This is a genomic window from Pseudomonas monsensis (assembly GCF_014268495.2).
Classification (GTDB): Bacteria; Pseudomonadota; Gammaproteobacteria; order Pseudomonadales; family Pseudomonadaceae; genus Aquipseudomonas; species Aquipseudomonas monsensis.
Map to the genome: position 1 here is coordinate 6320718 of NZ_CP077087.1, position 16013 is coordinate 6336730.

The window sequence follows — 16013 nt, forward strand, 5'->3', positions numbered from 1 at the left end:
CCATGTCGACGCACCGCCGTTCCTCACTTTTATTTGCCGGATCGCTCATCGCCTTACTGTTGGCCGCCGGCGGCTTCGGTTACTGGAAGTCAATCAGCAGTCGCCTGCCCGAGGGCCTGTCGGCCGGCAACGGACGACTCGAAGCCACCGAAGTGCAGATCGCCAGCAAGACCCCCGGTCGCCTCGCCGAGGTGCTGGTCGATGAAGGCGACAAGGTCAGCCAGGGCCAATTGCTGGCGCGCATGGACACGCGCACCCTTGAAGCCCAGCGTAACCAGGCCGAAGCCGAGGTCGTGCGTGCGCGGGAAAACCTCAACGCCGCCCAGGCCAACGTGCAGTTGCGTCAGAGTGAGCTATTGCTGGCCCAGCAGGAACTCGGGCGCTCCCAATCACTGTTCAAGCACGGTTTCGTCAGTGCCCAGGTCATCGATCAATTGCAGTCGCGCATCGGCACCGGCAACGCAGCCGTGACGGCGGCGCGCGCTCAGGTGTCGGCGGTCAGTGCAGCGATTGGCGCTGCACAGGCGCAGGTCGCGCAACTGACCAGCGAAATCGACGACAGCAGCCTGCGCGCGCCGATTGATGGCGTGATCCAGTTGCGCATGGCCGAACCCGGCGAGGTGCTGGGGGCCGGTGGCCGCGTCCTGCTGTTGATCGATCCCAATGATCAGTACATGAACCTCTACCTGTCCGCCGCCGTGGCCGGACGTCTGGCGGTGGGCGATGAAGCGCGGGTGCTGCTCGATGCCCTGCCCGACAAGCCGTTGCCGGCAAAAATCAGCTTCGTCGCCGGCAAATCACAGTTCACCCCGAAAGAGGTCGAAACCCGCGACGAGCGGCAAAAACTGGTGTTCCGCGTCAAGCTGCGCCTGACCCAACCCAGCGCCGTGCCGCAAGCCAAGCCCGGCATGCCCGGCGCCGGGTATGTACGCACCGCGCCGATAGCCTGGCCGGCCAATCTGCAATGAACAGCCTCGCTGTTCAGGCGAACGGCATCGCGCACCGCTACGGCAAACAGCAAGCGCTGAGCGAGATCGCCTTCAGCCTGCCCGCCGGCACCCGTTGCGGGCTGATCGGCCCCGATGGCGCGGGCAAGTCCAGCCTGCTGGGGCTGATCGCCGGGGTGAAAGCCTTGCAGCAAGGGCAACTGGACGTCCTCGGCGGGCCGATCCAGCAGCGCCGCCACCGCGACACACTGTATGCGCGCATCGCCTTCATGCCCCAGGGATTGGGCGGCAACCTGTATCCCGAACTGTCGATCCGCGAAAACATTCAGTTCTTTGCTACGTTGTTCGGTCTGTCGAAGGCCGACAGCGAGCAACGCATGCACAACCTGCTGCTCGCCACCGACCTGCTGAAATTCGCCGAGCGCCCCGCCGGCAAATTGTCCGGCGGCATGAAACAGAAACTCGGGCTGTGCTGCGCGCTGATCCATGAACCGGATCTGTTGATCCTCGACGAGCCGACCACCGGCGTCGACCCGCTCTCGCGCCGACGGTTCTGGGAACTGGTCGACGACGTGCGGCGCCAGCGCCCGCAACTGACCCTGCTGGTCGCCACCGCGTATATGGAGGAAGCCGAACAGTTCGAGCATTGCTTGATGCTCGACAACGGCAAATTGATTGCCACCGGCCTGAGCCGTGAACTGGCGGCCGTCACCCCCAGCGGCAAACTCGATGAGGCCTTCACCCATTTCCAGGGCGACCGCCAGCATGACGCTCAGCCGCTGGTGATTCCGCCACGCACCGACAGCACCACCGACATCGCCATCGAGGCCCACGACCTGACGTTGCGTTTCGGCGACTTCACCGCCGTGGATCACGTCAGCTTCGCCATCGGGCGCGGCGAAATTTTCGGTTTTCTCGGCTCCAACGGCTGCGGCAAGACCACCACCATGAAAGTCCTGACCGGACTGATGCCGGCCAGCGAGGGCAGCGCGACGCTGCTCGGTAACCCGGTGAATGCCAAGGATCTGGCCACGCGCAAGCGGGTCGGCTTCATGTCCCAGAGTTTTTCGCTGTATGGCGAGCTCAGTGTGCGGCAGAACCTTGAGCTGCATGCGCGGCTGTTCGACCTGCCCAAGGTCGAAAGCGCGCAACGCATCGAAGCGTTGATTCAGCGCTTTAACCTGCTCGGCGTCGCCGATCAGCCGTCCGGCGCCCTGCCGCTGGGTCTGCGCCAACGTTTGTCACTGGCGGTGGCGGTGTTGCACCGCCCGGAAGTGCTGATTCTCGATGAGCCGACGTCCGGCGTCGATCCGGCAGCCCGCGATGACTTTTGGCGGCTATTGATCGAACTGTCGCGCGAGCAGGGCGTGACGATTTTCCTCTCCACCCACTTCATGAACGAAGCCCAGCGCTGCGACCGCATCTCGCTGATGCACGCCGGCAAAGTCCTCGCGTGCGACACCCCGGCGGCATTGCAACAGCAGTTCGGTGGAGAGACGCTGGAGGCCGCTTTCGTGACCTGCCTGGAACAGGCCCAGGGCACTGCCGAAACGCCTCCCGCGAGCGAATCATCGACCGCACCAGCGGCCGCCGCGCCGCCACTCAAGCAGCGCGGTTTCAGCCTCGGCCGTCTGCTCGCGGTGGCCAGTCGCGAAGGCAAGGAGCTGCTGCGTGACAAGGTGCGTATGGCCTTCGCCCTGGCGGGGGCGATCTTCATGATGGTGATCTTCGGCTACGGGATTTCCCTGGACGTGGAAAACCTCGCGTTTGCCGTGTACGACCAGGACCAGACGCCGCAGAGCCGAACCTATCTGGAAGCCTTTCGCGGCTCACGCTATTTCGATGAACGCCCGGCCATCCACGATGCTCAAGAACTACACCGCCGCCTGCAACGCTCGGAAATCAAACTGGCGCTGGAAATCCCCCCCGGATTTGGCCGTGACCTGTACGCCGGGCGCCAGCCTGCAGTGGCGGCGTGGCTGGATGGCGGCATGCCGTTTCGCGCCGAGACCAGCCGCAATTATGTCGAAGCCGTGCACCTGGCCAACCTGCAACAATTGGCCGAGCAGAGCAGCCCCGTGATCAATCATCAGGCGGGTGCCAGCCTCGAGACGCGCTTTCGCTACAACCAGGATGTGGTCAGCGTCAACGCCATCGGCCCCGGAGTCATGGCGCTGATTTTGGCGTTCATTCCGGCGATGCTCACCGCACTCGGCATCGTGCGCGAAAAAGAACTCGGCTCGATCACCAACTTCTACGCCACGCCCCTGACCCGCCTGGAGTTTCTGCTGGGCAAACAGGCGCCATACCTACTGGTCAGTCTGGTCAATCTCGCGCTGCTGGTGGCGATGAACCGCTGGCTGTTTGGCGTGCCGTTCAAGGGCAGCCTGCTGACGCTGGCGTTCGGCGGCCTGCTGTACGTGCTGGCGACCACCAGCATGGGCCTGCTGATCTCGGCGTTCACCCGCACGCAAATCGCCGCGATCCTCGGCACCATGATCATCACCAGCCTGCCGACCATTCAGTTCTCCGGGCTGATCGTGCCGCGCTCTTCGCTGGAGGGGGCGGCGGCGGTGATGGGCATGCTGTTTCCGGCAGGACACTTTCTCGACATCGCGGTGGGCACGTTCACCAAGGCGCTGGACCTGCGGCAGCTGTGGCCGCAATGCCTGGCGCTGTTCGGGTTCTTTGTCGGGTTCACCGGGCTGAGCCTGATCATGCTGAAAAAGCAGGAGGCCTGATGCATAAGTTCGCGCACATCCTGCGCCTGGGACTTAAGGAACTGACCAGCCTGCGCCACGACAGCGTGTTGCTGCTGTTCCTGTTCTACGCCTTCACCGTGGCGATCTACATGCCCGCCGCCGGCTCGGTGATCGGCGTGCACAACGCCAGCGTGGCGATCGTCGACGAAGACCACAGTGCCCTCTCGCGCCAGTTGGCCCAGGCCCTGCAACCGCCGGAGTTCCAGACGCCGGTGCTGTTGCCCTATACGCAACTCGATCAGGTGATGGACAGCGGCCAGTACACCTTCGTGATCAACATTCCGGCAGGGTTTCAAACCGATCTGCTCGCGGCGCGGCAACCGGCCATTCAAGTCAACGTCGATGCCACCGCGATGAGCCAGGCGTTCATGGGCGCCGGCTACATCAGCCGGATCTTCCAGCGTGAATTGCAGACCTACGGCGGCCAGGGCGATGCCGTGAGCAAGACGCCGATTCAACTGACCACCCGCGCGCTGTTCAACACCAACCTGGAGGGCGGCTGGTTTCTGGCGGTGATTCAGATCGTCAACAACATCACCATTCTGGCGATCATCCTGACGGGCACGGCGCTGCTGCGCGAACGCGAGCACGGCACGCTCGACCATTTGCTGGTGCTACCGCTGACGGCGCTGGAAATCATGCTGGCGAAAATCTGGAGCAACCTGCTGGTGGTGGTGCTGTGCACCTGGCTGTCGCTGGAGGTGGTGGTCAAAGGCGCATTGGGCGTGCCGTTGTCCGGCTCGATGGGCCTGTTTTTGCTGGTGACGGCGGTTTATCTGTTTGCCAGTACCGCGTTGGGGATTTTTCTGGCGACCCTGGCGCGCTCGACGCCACAGTTCGGCCTGCTGGCGATTCCAGTAATCATCCCGATGTTGCTGCTGTCCGGCGGCAGCACGCCGCTGGACAGCATGCCGCAATGGCTGCAGTGGGTCATGCAGGGCTCGCCGTCCACGCATTTTGTCAGCCTCAGCGCCGCGATTCTGTTTCGCGACGCGGGGCTGAGCGTGGTCTGGCCGGACTTGCTGGCGCTGACGGCCATCGGCCTGCTGTTCTTCTTCATTGCCCTGGCACGCTTTCGCAAGAGCCTGGCGTCCTGAACAGCCGCCAGCGTGATTACTGAATGATCAGGTTGTTGAACAACAGGTCTTCAACCACCGGCTTGCCGGTTTCGTCGTTCATCACTTGCTGAGTCTGCTTCAGGGCTTCCTGACGCAGTTTTTCCTTGCCTTCGATGCTGCTCATCGCCTCGCTGGTCTGCTGGGTAAACAGCGCCACCAGTTGATTGCGGATCAGCGGCTCGTTGGCCTTGACCAGTTTGGTCGCTTCTTCACCGGTCACGCGCAATGCCACGTCGGCCTTGTAGACCTTCAGCTTCGGCGTGCCGTCCAGCCCGTAGTTGCCCACGAACGGCGGGCTCAGGGTGATGTAGTTGACCTTCGGCGCCTCGCCTTCTTTGGCTTCTTCGGCCAGCGCTGCCACAGGCAGAGACAGGGCCAGCAACAACATGATCCACGCTTTCACAATTCGCTCCTTATCCGGTTTGCGGCCTAGCATAACGACCCGCCGCGCAAGCACAAGCTTATGGCTGACTATCAGGGTCGGGCATGCTCGTTGACCCGTTGACTGACACACCTACACTTATCGGCCATCACTCCCAAAGGAATAGCCCTGATGAAAGCCGTGCTGTGCAAAGCCTTCGGCCCTGCCGAATCGCTGGTGCTGGAAGACGTCGCCAGTCCTGTCGCGAAGAAGAACGAAATTCTGCTGGAGGTGCACGCCGCCGGGGTCAACTTCCCGGACACGCTGATCATCGAGGGCAAGTACCAGTTCAAGCCGCCCTTCCCGTTCTCGCCGGGCGGTGAAGCGGCTGGCATGGTCAGCGCCGTGGGCGAAAAGGTCGGCCATTTGAAGGTCGGCGACCGGGTCATGGCTTTGACCGGTTGGGGCAGCTTTGCCGAACAGGTCGCGGTGCCGGGCTACAACGTCCTGCCGATCCCGCCGTCGATGGATTTCAACACCGCCGCCGCGTTCAGCATGACCTACGGCACCTCGATGCACGCCCTTAAACAACGGGCGAACCTGCAACCGGGCGAAACCCTGCTGGTGCTGGGTGCGTCTGGCGGTGTGGGGCTGGCGGCGGTGGAAATCGGCAAAGCCATGGGTGCCCGCGTCATCGCTGCCGCCAGCAGCGCGGAGAAACTCGCCGTGGCCAAGGCTGCCGGTGCCGATGAGCTGATCAATTACAGCGAAACCAGCCTCAAGGACGAAATCAAACGCCTCACTGATGGCCAGGGTGCCGACGTGATCTACGACCCGGTGGGCGGTGACCTGTTCGATCAAGCCATCCGCGCCATCGCCTGGAACGGCCGGCTGCTGGTGGTCGGCTTCGCCAGCGGACGCATCCCCGAGTTCCCGGTCAACCTCGCGCTGCTCAAGGGTGCGGCAGTGGTCGGCGTGTTCTGGGGCTCCTTCGCCCAGCGCCAGCCGCAGGATAACGCGGCGAACTTCCAGCAACTGTTCGGCTGGTTCGCCGAGGGCAAGCTGAAACCGCTGGTGTCGCAGGTGTATCCGCTGAGCAACGCGGCGCAGGCGATCAATGATCTGGGGCAGCGCAAGGCTGTGGGCAAGGTGGTGGTGCAGGTGCGCTGAAACCGTAGCGTGTCTCAGCCGCCGGGCGATGGTGCCGCGTCGCCCGGCAACAGCTGCTCCTGCACCTTCTCGCTACGGGACGGGATGAGCCGCCCGTTCTCATCGAAGCGCAGGACGATCAGCCAGTCGAACACATCATCCGGCCATTTTTCCTGGCCCATCAACGCTGTGGGGTCGCCACCAAAGGCCTTGAGCAGTTTGTTGATGTGGCCGTGATGCCAGGCGATCAACACCGTTTGCGCCTGATTGCTTTTGCGCAACAGTTTGACCAGTTGATGAAGATCGCCATTGACGTAGGGTTGCTCAATCACAAGGTTCAGACGCTGGGCCAGCGGGGTCAGGGTCAGACGCGAACGTGAACTCTCCGGGACGTCGCCGGCAGCGATCAGACGCTGGGGGGTGAGCGTCTGGCCGTCGAGTTTCAGCGGATTGAAATAGTCGACGTAGGCGGCCGCACGCTGTTCGCCTCGGGCATTGAGCGCCGACCCCTCAGCCGGTTTTTCCGCATGTCGAATGATCAGCACCGTGGCGTTGCGCAGACCGGAATGAGTCGGATGATCGGTGATGATCAATGTCAGTAATACAACGGCAAGACCCGCTGCCACCAAAAATCTCGGCATCAATCTGCGAACCTTCAGTGGCATTTCTTATCTCGGCTGATCAATCGGTTGAACTGGCCGCGAGTCTAAGCCACCCGATGTTCAGAAGTGGTGAAAACGCCCTGTTCTTACAGCTGAGCGACAGCTTCATAAAGGAAAGTGCGATTTCCAACATTTCCGCTGTTTTGCCAATGCGAACCGGTGCTATTTTCGGTAACGAAACTGTAACATTCGCATCCGCAGTCAAAACAAGAAATCTGGAGCTCTTGAATGTTTGCTTTCTTTCGTCCTGCCGCCCATCAGGCTCCATTGCCTGAAGAAAAAATAGACAGCACCTACCGACGCCTGCGCTGGCAGATCTTCGCCGGTATCTTCTTCGGTTACGCGGGTTACTACCTGCTGCGCAAAAACTTCTCCCTGGCCATGCCGTACCTGATCGACGAAGGCTACAGCCGTGGCGATCTGGGTCTGGCGATGTCGGCCATCGCCATTGCCTACGGCCTGTCCAAGTTCCTGATGGGCCTGGTCTCCGACCGTTCCAATCCGCGTTACTTCCTGCCGTTCGGCCTGCTGGTATCGGCCGGGGTGATGTTCATTTTCGGTTTCGCGCCATGGGCGACGTCCAGTGTGACCATGATGTTCATCCTGCTGTTCATCAACGGCTGGGCCCAGGGCATGGGCTGGCCACCGAGTGGACGCACAATGGTGCACTGGTGGTCGCAGAAGGAACGCGGCGGCGTGGTCTCGGTGTGGAACGTGGCGCATAACGTCGGCGGTGGCCTGATCGGTCCGCTGTTCCTGCTCGGCATGGGCCTGTTCAACGACTGGCACGCAGCGTTCTACGTGCCCGCAGCCGTGGCGCTGGGCGTGGCGGTGTTTGCCTTCATCACCATGCGCGACACCCCGCAATCGGTCGGCCTGCCGCCGATCGAGAAGTACAAGAACGATTACCCGGAAGGCTACGACGCCAGCCACGAAGACGAATTCAGCGCCAAGGAAATCTTCGTCAAATACGTGCTGCGCAACAAAATGCTCTGGTACATCGCACTGGCCAACGTCTTCGTCTACCTGCTGCGCTACGGCGTGCTGGACTGGGCGCCGACCTACCTCAAGGAAGCCAAGGGTTTCACCGTGGATAAAACCTCGTGGGCCTATTTCTTCTACGAGTGGGCGGGTATTCCGGGCACGCTGCTGTGTGGCTGGATGTCGGACAAGATCTTCCGTGGCAACCGTGGCCTGACCGGCATGGTGTTCATGGCGCTGGTGACCGTCGCAACGCTGGTGTACTGGCTGAACCCGGCCGGCAACCCGACCGTGGACATGATTGCGCTGTTCTCGATCGGCTTCCTGATCTACGGCCCGGTGATGCTGATCGGTCTGCAGGCGCTGGAACTGGCGCCGAAGAAAGCCGCCGGTACGGCAGCTGGCTTCACCGGTCTGTTCGGTTACTTGGGTGGTTCGGTCGCGGCGAGTGCGGCGATGGGCTACACCGTTGACCACTTCGGCTGGGACGGTGGTTTTGTGCTGCTGGTGGGCGCTTGCCTGTTGTCGATGGCCTTCCTGGCCCCGACGCTATGGCACAAGCAAGTCGCCAGTCAGAGCCGCGAAGCCGTCGCTTGATCGCTTTGTGATTTACAGCGCTTGAGCCGCGCCTCCAGATTCCGGTCTGGCATGGCGTGGCTGCGCAGGGCGTGGGCGGTCTGCTCGACATAATCGCGAGTGGTTCCGTAGCGCCCGCAAGCGCTTGCGAACACCTGACTCAGCACGTGATCCGGCAGGTTGCCGGCGTAGCTGGGCAGGTGTCGCTCCAGCACAAACCCCAACGCCTGAACCTGACTGCCATCTTCGAGCCGGCAGTTGAGCCAGTGCGGGCGATAGGACGGGAACGGCATCTCGCGTTTCCACAGCGCATAAAGCGCACTGTCGAGGTTCTCTTCCGGCAACCGATAGGCGAAGCCGCTGCACGAACCGCCGCGATCCAGACCGAACACCAGCCCGGGCATTTCCGGCGTACCGCGATGCTCATGCGACCACAGGTACAAACCGCGGTGGTAGCCATGGACTCGCCCGCGCACCCGCTCCACTGCCGTACATTCCGGACGCCAGATCAGCGACCCGTAAGCGAACAGCCACACCGGTCCGCCCTTGTGGCGCGCCATGGTCGATTGCATCGAGACGAGAAGTTGTTCGTGGGTCAGCTGCGGCCCAAGATCGAGCCGCGGAGGGTAAGCCAGATTCACAAAAGCAGATTCAATGGCTGTCATGACGGAAATGTTCGGCCCCGCAAGTATTACAAGATGTAAGCACAATTCGCTGGATAGAACATATAGCAGTAACTGTAAAACGAAAAGTGCTAAAGGATGTATGACTGGCTCAATAGCGTTAAATCGAGATTAGCGGTCCCGGTTAACGGCTTTTATATAGCCTAATACCATTGCAGGAATATCTTAAATACCCGAATGAAATATGCATAAGCCTTCCCTTGTTCAGGAACGGTTCAAGAAAACGCAGGAATTTTCCTACTAGAATGTCGGACTTTATGTCTTTCCAGTCGCTGAACGCCTACGTATAACGGCCTTCTTCTGGCGCAAGCCATCCCGTTTAACCGAGGCTGCAACATGAACGCACCCAGGCTTTTGGCCGCACTGTTATTGCTTCAGACCGGCCAGGCTCTGGCCACCAATGATTCACAAAAAGACGATGGCTTCTGGTACGCACAAACCAGTGTCTATACCCGCCATTACTCGCCCGACCCTGAACACAATAATCATCAGGACTTGATCGGCATCGAACGCAATCAGGCTTCCGGCTGGGTATTGGGCGGGGCAACTTTTCGCAACTCATTCAGCCAGCGCTCGAACTACGCCTATGTCGGCAAGCGCTATGACAGCCGGGAGTATCCGGTGTATCTGAAAGTCACCGGCGGCCTGTTGCAGGGTTATCGCGGTGATTACAAGGACAAGATCCCGTTGAACCGCTTCGGCGTGGCGCCGGTAATCATTCCGTCCGTCGGTACTCACTACGGCCCGCTGGCGGCCGAGCTGGTGTTTCTCGGCGCCAACGCGGCGATGGTGACGACCGGCGTACGTTTCTAGGGATTGGGCTCAACGCTCGTGCGGCTCAAGAGCGCGGCGCATAGGCAAACACGTCCGCGCGCATCTGGTGTGCATCCATCCCGGCTTCCACCAGCGCATCCAGCGTACCGTAAACCATTGCCGGCGAGCCGCTGGCGTAGACGTGCAGCGGCTTCAGATCCGCAAAGTCTTCACACACGGCCTGGTGCAACATCCCGCAGCGCCCTTCCCAACCGCACTGGTCGCTGACGACTTTGTGCAGGAACAGATTGGGCAGTTTCAGCCATTCGTCCCAATGCTCGATGGCGTAGAAATCTTCCGGACGGCGCACGCCCCAGTACAGATGCACCGGGTGTTTGAAGCCGTTGGCGCGGCAGTGTTCGATCAGGCTGTGAATCTGGCCCATGCCGGTACCGGCGGCGATCAGCACCAGCGGCCCGTCAGGCAATTCGGCGAGGTGGGTGTCGCCAAACGGCAGTTCGACGCGCACCAGCGGGTTGCGTTGCAACTGTTCGATCAGGCTCAGCGCACTGGCTTCACGCGCCAGCACGTGGATTTCCAGATCACGCCCGCCGTGCGGCGCCGAGGCCATGGAGAACGCCGACTTCTCGCCGCTCTCGCGCTCGATCATCAGGTACTGTCCGGCGTGATAGCGCGGCGGTTTACCGGCCGGCGCCCGCAGACGTACACGCCAGGTGTCACCGCCAACGTCCCGGCATTCGATGACCTGACACGACAGGCTGCGCACCGGCAGTTCTCCCAACGCCAGCACGCCATCCCACAACAGGATGCAGTCTTCCAGCGGCTCGGCTATGCAAGTGTAGAACTCGCCGTGGTCGTGCACCTTGCCGGCCTGTTCGACCCGGCCTTCGACCAGCAACGCCGCACACACGTGGCAGTTGCCATTGCGGCAGCTTTGCGGGCAGTCGTAGCCCAGGCGCCGCGCACCGTCGAGAATCCGCTCACCGGGCTGTATCTCAAGCACCGCTCCGGAGGGCTGCAGGGTTACACGCATCAATCTATTCCTAACTGATTCCAGATGGCATCGATCCGCTGGGTGACGGCGTCGTCCTTGACGATCACGCGGCCCCACTCGCGGGTGGTTTCGCCCGGCCACTTGTGGGTGGCATCCAGGCCCATTTTCGAGCCCAGGCCGGAGACCGGCGAGGCAAAGTCGAGGTAGTCGATCGGCGTGTTGTCGATCATCACCGTGTCGCGCTTGGGGTCCATGCGCGTGGTGATGGCCCAGATCACGTCGTTCCAGTCCCGGGCGTTGATATCGTCGTCAGTGACGATAACGAACTTGGTGTACATGAACTGTCGCAAAAACGACCAGACACCGAGCATCACGCGCTTGGCATGCCCCGGATACGACTTCTTCATCGTCACCACGGCCATGCGGTACGAGCAGCCTTCCGGCGGCAGGTAGAAGTCGGTGATCTCCGGGAACTGCTTCTGCAGGATCGGCACGAACACTTCGTTCAACGCCACGCCAAGGATCGCCGGCTCATCCGGCGGACGGCCGGTGTAGGTGCTGTGGTAGATCGGTTTGATCCGGTGGGTGATGCGCTCGACGGTGAACACCGGGAAGCTGTCGACTTCGTTGTAGTAGCCGGTGTGGTCGCCGTATGGGCCTTCGTCGGCCATTTCGCCCGGATGGATCACGCCTTCGAGGATGATCTCGGCGGTGGCCGGGACTTGCAGGTCGTTGCCGCGGCACTTGACCAGTTCGGTGCGGTTACCCCGCAGCAGGCCGGCAAAGGCGTATTCGGAAAGGCTGTCCGGCACTGGCGTTACGGCACCGAGGATGGTCGCCGGATCGGCACCGAGGGCCACGGACACCGGGAACGGCTGGCCCGGATGCTTCTCGCACCACTCACGGAAGTCCAGCGCGCCACCACGGTGGCTGAGCCAGCGCATGATCACCTTGTTGCGGCCGATCACTTGCTGACGGTAGATACCGAGGTTCTGGCGGTCCTTGTTCGGGCCTTTGGTGACGGTCAGGCCCCAGGTGATCAGCGGGCCGACGTCGCCGGGCCAGCAGGTCTGCACCGGCAGCATCGCCAGATCGACATCGTCGCCTTCGATGACCACTTCCTGGCACACCGCGTCTTTAACGACTTTCGGCGCCATCGAGATGATCTTGCGGAAGATCGGCAGTTTCGACCACGCGTCCTTCAAGCCCTTCGGCGGCTCCGGCTCCTTGAGGAAGGCCAGCAGCTTGCCGATTTCGCGCAGCTCGCTGACCGACTCGGCGCCCATGCCCATGGCGACCCGCTCGGGGGTGCCGAACAGGTTGCCGAGCACCGGAATGTCGTAGCCGGTGGGTTTCTCGAACAGCAGCGCCGGGCCCTTGGCCCGTAGCGTGCGGTCGCACACCTCGGTCATTTCCAGCACCGGCGAGACGGGAATCTGGATGCGTTTCAACTCTCCGCGCTGCTCAAGCTGCTGCACGAAATCCCGAAGATCCTTGAATTTCATTGACGATGGCACCCTCAAAATAGGCGTACATCCTACCTGCTCTGACGGGCAAACAGCAGCCCGTCAGCGCCCGGGATCGCTCAATTGTGGCTAGTACCCAGCAGCAATGGTGCAAACAGCGGGCTCAGTCTGGCACTGCCCACGTCCGAAAGATGGTCGGCATCCTTGTACTGCGAGTGGCCATCGACATCAATGGCGCAGAGGCCGTCCTTGCACATCAGCGAGGTCGGGTCGATAACATGCACGCCGGGGTCCGCCGCACTCATCGAGCCGAACAGCTCGGTGAAGAACCGCTGGCGCGCCAGATGCTCATTGAGCGGGCGACCGAGCCCTTGCGCCGAGCGCCCGATGCGCGCGAGGCTGGTCAGGCGGTCGATGTAGCTCTTGTGCTGCAGCGGCACTTCCTTGAACAGCCAGACTTGCACACCAGCCGCGCGCAGCTCAGCCACTTGCGCCTTGAGCCCGGCAGCCAGACGCTGTTCGGCTTGCGCCGGACTGTCCTTGCGCTCAAGCAGAAACTGTCTGTCGCCGTCGCCATCTTCGCGACCATAAATGTACAGGCTCCAGTTCGCCGCCAGTACGACATCCTTGATCCCTCGACTGAGCACCAGCGCCATGTTGCGTTTGTTGAAGTCCTGGCATTGAGGGCGCAGGCGGTCTTCGACAATCGGCGGGCAAGCCGTCAGGCTGTACAACCAGACCGGCTGCGCGTCGCGACCGAGAGTGCCGGCGATGGCCGGCAACAGTGCCGCCGTGTGACTGTCGCCCCAGAACATCTTGGTCGGAGCGACCTGTTCATCGCCGCCCAACCGACAGGCCTTGTCCAGCGTTTTGTCCGTGCTCAGCTGCATGCAATCCGCTTGCCCGGCCTTCCACTCCCGCGATTGCGCGTATTCCAGCGCCTTGCCGGTCAGACGCTGTGGCACACCGTCTGACGAGTTAATCACCGAGCCGGTAATCGCCAGCACGGTGATCGACAGCAAACCACCGACCAACATGGAATTCCGCTTGGCGAACACTCGTTTCTCACGAAAGGGCAGCTCGATATAACGCAGACTCAACCAGGCCAGGGCCAACGCCAGGGCCATCCAGCCAAGCGCCTCCAGCGGCTGGATGCCGTCGATGGAAATTGCATTGGCATACACATAAACCGGCCAGTGCCACAGATACAGGGAGTAGGACAGCAGGCCGACCCACACCAGAACGCGGACACTCAACAGACGGCTGGCCCACGTCGCACCTTGCGCGCCCGACCAGATCAACGCGGTAGTGCCCAATACCGGCAGCAATGCCGCCCAGCCCGGGAACACCGTGGACTTGTCAAAGGTGAATATCGCCAGCAGCACCGCCGCCAGTCCGGCCACGCCCACCGACTGGCGCAGCCACGGCCGTGCGACGTGTTTCGACGCGGGCAGCACCGCCAGCATTGCTCCGCAGAGCAGCTCCCAGGCGCGGGTCGGCAGCGCGAAGAAGGCGAATTCAGGCCGGCGTTCGATATAAATGAGGTTCAGGCCAAACGACACCAACAGGACCGCGAACAACATCCAGCGCCAATGACGGACATAACGCATCAGCAACACCATCATCAACGGGAAGAAGATGTAGTACTGCTCCTCCACCGCCAGCGACCAGGTATGCAGCAGCGGTTTGAGCTCCGACGCCGGCGCAAAGTAGCCGTCTTCACGCATGAACAGAATGTTGGAAATGAACAGCGACTGGTAACGAATCGTCCGCCCGAGTTCAGCCAGGTCTTTGGCTGTCAGCAACAGCCAGCCTAAAGCCAGCGTCACCACCACAACCACAGTCAACGCCGGCAGAATGCGCCGGGCACGACGGCCCCAGAAGTCGAGAAAACTGAAACGCTGTGCGCTGATTTCGCGGAACAGGATCGAGGTGATCAGGAAGCCGGAAATGACGAAGAACACATCAACGCCGACAAAACCGCCGCTGAATGTAGTGAATCCGAAATGAAACAGTACGACGGGAATAACCGCCAGTGCCCGTAATCCGTCGATATCACGGCGATTGCCAAACGTGTGCATGAAAAACCTTTCTCGTTCTGGATACAAAGTTCCTGGAAAGCGCGAAAGTTATCAGCCGCGTACATTTCAATCCATATACAAATAATCTGAGGCAAAAAAAAGCGCCCTTCCGGGCGCTTCTTTTTAAACAGCTGGGGTATTACTTGCGCTTCATCGACAAGAAGAACTCGTCGTTGGTCTTGGTCGTTTTCAGCTTGTCGACCAGGAACTCGATGGCAGCCACTTCGTCCATCGGGTGCAGCAGCTTGCGCAGGATCCACATACGCTGCAGTTCGTCGTCGGCGGTCAGCAACTCTTCGCGGCGGGTGCCGGAACGGTTGATGTTGATGGCCGGGAACACGCGCTTCTCGGCGATCTTGCGATCCAGAGGCAGCTCCATGTTGCCGGTACCCTTGAACTCTTCGTAGATCACTTCGTCCATCTTCGAGCCGGTTTCAACCAGCGCGGTGGCGATAATGGTCAGCGAGCCGCCTTCTTCGATGTTGCGCGCAGCACCGAAGAAACGCTTTGGCTTCTCCAGGGCGTGAGCATCGACACCACCGGTCAGGACCTTGCCGGAGCTCGGGATCACGGTGTTGTAGGCACGGGCCAGACGGGTGATGGAGTCGAGCAGGATCACCACGTCCTTCTTGTGTTCGACCAGGCGCTTGGCCTTCTCGATCACCATTTCAGCCACCTGGACGTGGCGGGTCGGCGGCTCGTCAAAGGTCGAGGCAACCACTTCGCCGCGCACGGTGCGCTGCATTTCGGTCACTTCTTCCGGACGTTCGTCGATCAACAGCACGATCAGGTGAACTTCAGGGTTGTTACGGGCGATGTTCGCGGCGATGTTCTGCAGCATGATCGTCTTGCCGGCTTTCGGCGGTGCAACGATCAGACCACGCTGGCCTTTACCGATCGGGGCGCACAGGTCGATCACACGACCGGTCAAGTCTTCGGTGGAACCGTTACCGGCTTCCATCTTCATGCGCACGGTCGGGAACAGCGGGGTCAGGTTCTCGAAGAGAATCTTGTTTTTCGCGTTCTCTGGACGATCGAAGTTGATCGTGTCGACCTTGAGCAGGGCGAAATACCGCTCGCCTTCCTTCGGAGGGCGGATCTTGCCAACGATGGTGTCACCGGTGCGCAAGTTGAAACGGCGGATCTGGCTCGGCGAGACGTAGATATCGTCCGGGCCGGCGAGATAGGAAGCGTCAGCGGAGCGCAGGAAGCCGAAGCCGTCCTGGAGAATCTCCAGCACGCCATCACCGGAGATTTCCTCGCCGCTTTTCGCGTGCTTTTTCAGCAGGGAGAAAATCACGTCCTGCTTGCGCGAACGGGCCATATTTTCTATGCCCATCTGTTCGGCCAATTCGAGCAGTTCGGTAATCGGCTTTTGCTTGAGTTCAGTCAGATTCATATAGGAATGACGTAATCATTTATGGAGGGGGGAAATTAAGCTTTTGGCTTAATGAGGCCG

The 16013-nt window shown here is 61.2% G+C and carries 13 protein-coding genes; 6 read left to right on the top strand and 7 right to left on the bottom strand.

The features are described 5' to 3' along the window. Positions 1 to 2: 2 nt before the first annotated feature. The 3 genes from HV782_RS28020 to HV782_RS28030 are packed head-to-tail and all read left to right on the top strand — an operon-like array spanning position 3 to position 4806. The gene (locus tag HV782_RS28020; protein ID WP_123469710.1) at positions 3 to 968 is read left to right on the top strand and encodes an HlyD family secretion protein; all 966 of its coding nucleotides are present in this window, start codon (positions 3 to 5) and stop codon (positions 966 to 968) included. Further along, positions 965 to 3688, top strand: coding sequence for a ribosome-associated ATPase/putative transporter RbbA (rbbA, locus tag HV782_RS28025; protein WP_186744072.1), 2724 nt, complete (start codon positions 965 to 967; stop codon positions 3686 to 3688). Before HV782_RS28020 ends, rbbA begins: the two co-directional genes overlap by 4 nt. Next, complete coding sequence (locus tag HV782_RS28030; RefSeq protein WP_123469713.1) at positions 3688 to 4806, top strand: ABC transporter permease; 1119 nt, start codon at positions 3688 to 3690, stop codon at positions 4804 to 4806. Before rbbA ends, HV782_RS28030 begins: the two co-directional genes overlap by 1 nt. Before the next feature lie 16 nt (positions 4807 to 4822). On the opposite strand, the gene HV782_RS28035 is transcribed toward HV782_RS28030, so the two are convergent. Further along, positions 4823 to 5230 (bottom strand): flagellar basal body-associated protein FliL, encoded by a 408-nt coding sequence (locus HV782_RS28035; protein ID WP_177490592.1) that lies wholly within the window; start codon positions 5228 to 5230, stop codon positions 4823 to 4825. A gap of 150 nt (positions 5231 to 5380) precedes the next feature. On the opposite strand from HV782_RS28035, the gene HV782_RS28040 reads away from it, so the two are divergent. Further along, entirely contained in the window at positions 5381 to 6358 is a 978-nt protein-coding gene (locus HV782_RS28040; RefSeq protein WP_186744070.1) for an NADPH:quinone oxidoreductase family protein, read from the top strand. Between the two features lie 14 nt (positions 6359 to 6372). Here HV782_RS28040 and HV782_RS28045 read toward each other — a convergent pair whose 3' ends face one another. Further along, complete coding sequence (locus HV782_RS28045) at positions 6373 to 7002, bottom strand: flagellar basal body-associated protein FliL (RefSeq protein WP_128615280.1); 630 nt, start codon at positions 7000 to 7002, stop codon at positions 6373 to 6375. Positions 7003 to 7227: 225 nt separating this feature from the next. Here HV782_RS28045 and glpT point away from each other — a divergent pair, with 225 nt between their 5' ends. Further along, on the top strand, positions 7228 to 8577 hold the full coding sequence (gene glpT, locus HV782_RS28050) for a glycerol-3-phosphate transporter (RefSeq protein ID WP_122596666.1): 1350 nt from the start codon (positions 7228 to 7230) through the stop codon (positions 8575 to 8577). On the opposite strand, the gene HV782_RS28055 is transcribed toward glpT, so the two are convergent. Then, positions 8553 to 9221, bottom strand: a complete 669-nt coding sequence (locus HV782_RS28055) for a gamma-glutamylcyclotransferase (protein ID WP_123469719.1) — start codon at positions 9219 to 9221, stop codon at positions 8553 to 8555. The genes glpT and HV782_RS28055 overlap by 25 nt on opposite strands. Positions 9222 to 9575: 354 nt before the next feature. On the opposite strand from HV782_RS28055, the gene HV782_RS28060 reads away from it, so the two are divergent. Beyond that, positions 9576 to 10052, top strand: coding sequence for a sn-glycerol-3-phosphate transporter (locus HV782_RS28060; protein ID WP_128615282.1), 477 nt, complete (start codon positions 9576 to 9578; stop codon positions 10050 to 10052). 25 nt (positions 10053 to 10077) lie between these two features. Here HV782_RS28060 and HV782_RS28065 read toward each other — a convergent pair whose 3' ends face one another. The 4 genes from HV782_RS28065 to rho form a co-directional block, all read right to left on the bottom strand. Next, positions 10078 to 11046, bottom strand: coding sequence for a CDP-6-deoxy-delta-3,4-glucoseen reductase (locus tag HV782_RS28065; protein ID WP_186744068.1), 969 nt, complete (start codon positions 11044 to 11046; stop codon positions 10078 to 10080). Beyond that, positions 11046 to 12512 (bottom strand): 4-hydroxy-3-polyprenylbenzoate decarboxylase, encoded by a 1467-nt coding sequence (gene ubiD, locus HV782_RS28070; protein WP_003229330.1) that lies wholly within the window; start codon positions 12510 to 12512, stop codon positions 11046 to 11048. Before ubiD ends, HV782_RS28065 begins: the two co-directional genes overlap by 1 nt. Before the next feature lie 80 nt (positions 12513 to 12592). Then, the gene (locus tag HV782_RS28075) at positions 12593 to 14554 is read right to left on the bottom strand and encodes an acyltransferase family protein (RefSeq protein WP_186744066.1); all 1962 of its coding nucleotides are present in this window, start codon (positions 14552 to 14554) and stop codon (positions 12593 to 12595) included. 139 nt (positions 14555 to 14693) lie between these two features. Beyond that, positions 14694 to 15953 (bottom strand): transcription termination factor Rho, encoded by a 1260-nt coding sequence (gene rho, locus HV782_RS28080; RefSeq protein WP_003229334.1) that lies wholly within the window; start codon positions 15951 to 15953, stop codon positions 14694 to 14696. Positions 15954 to 16013 lie beyond the last annotated feature (60 nt).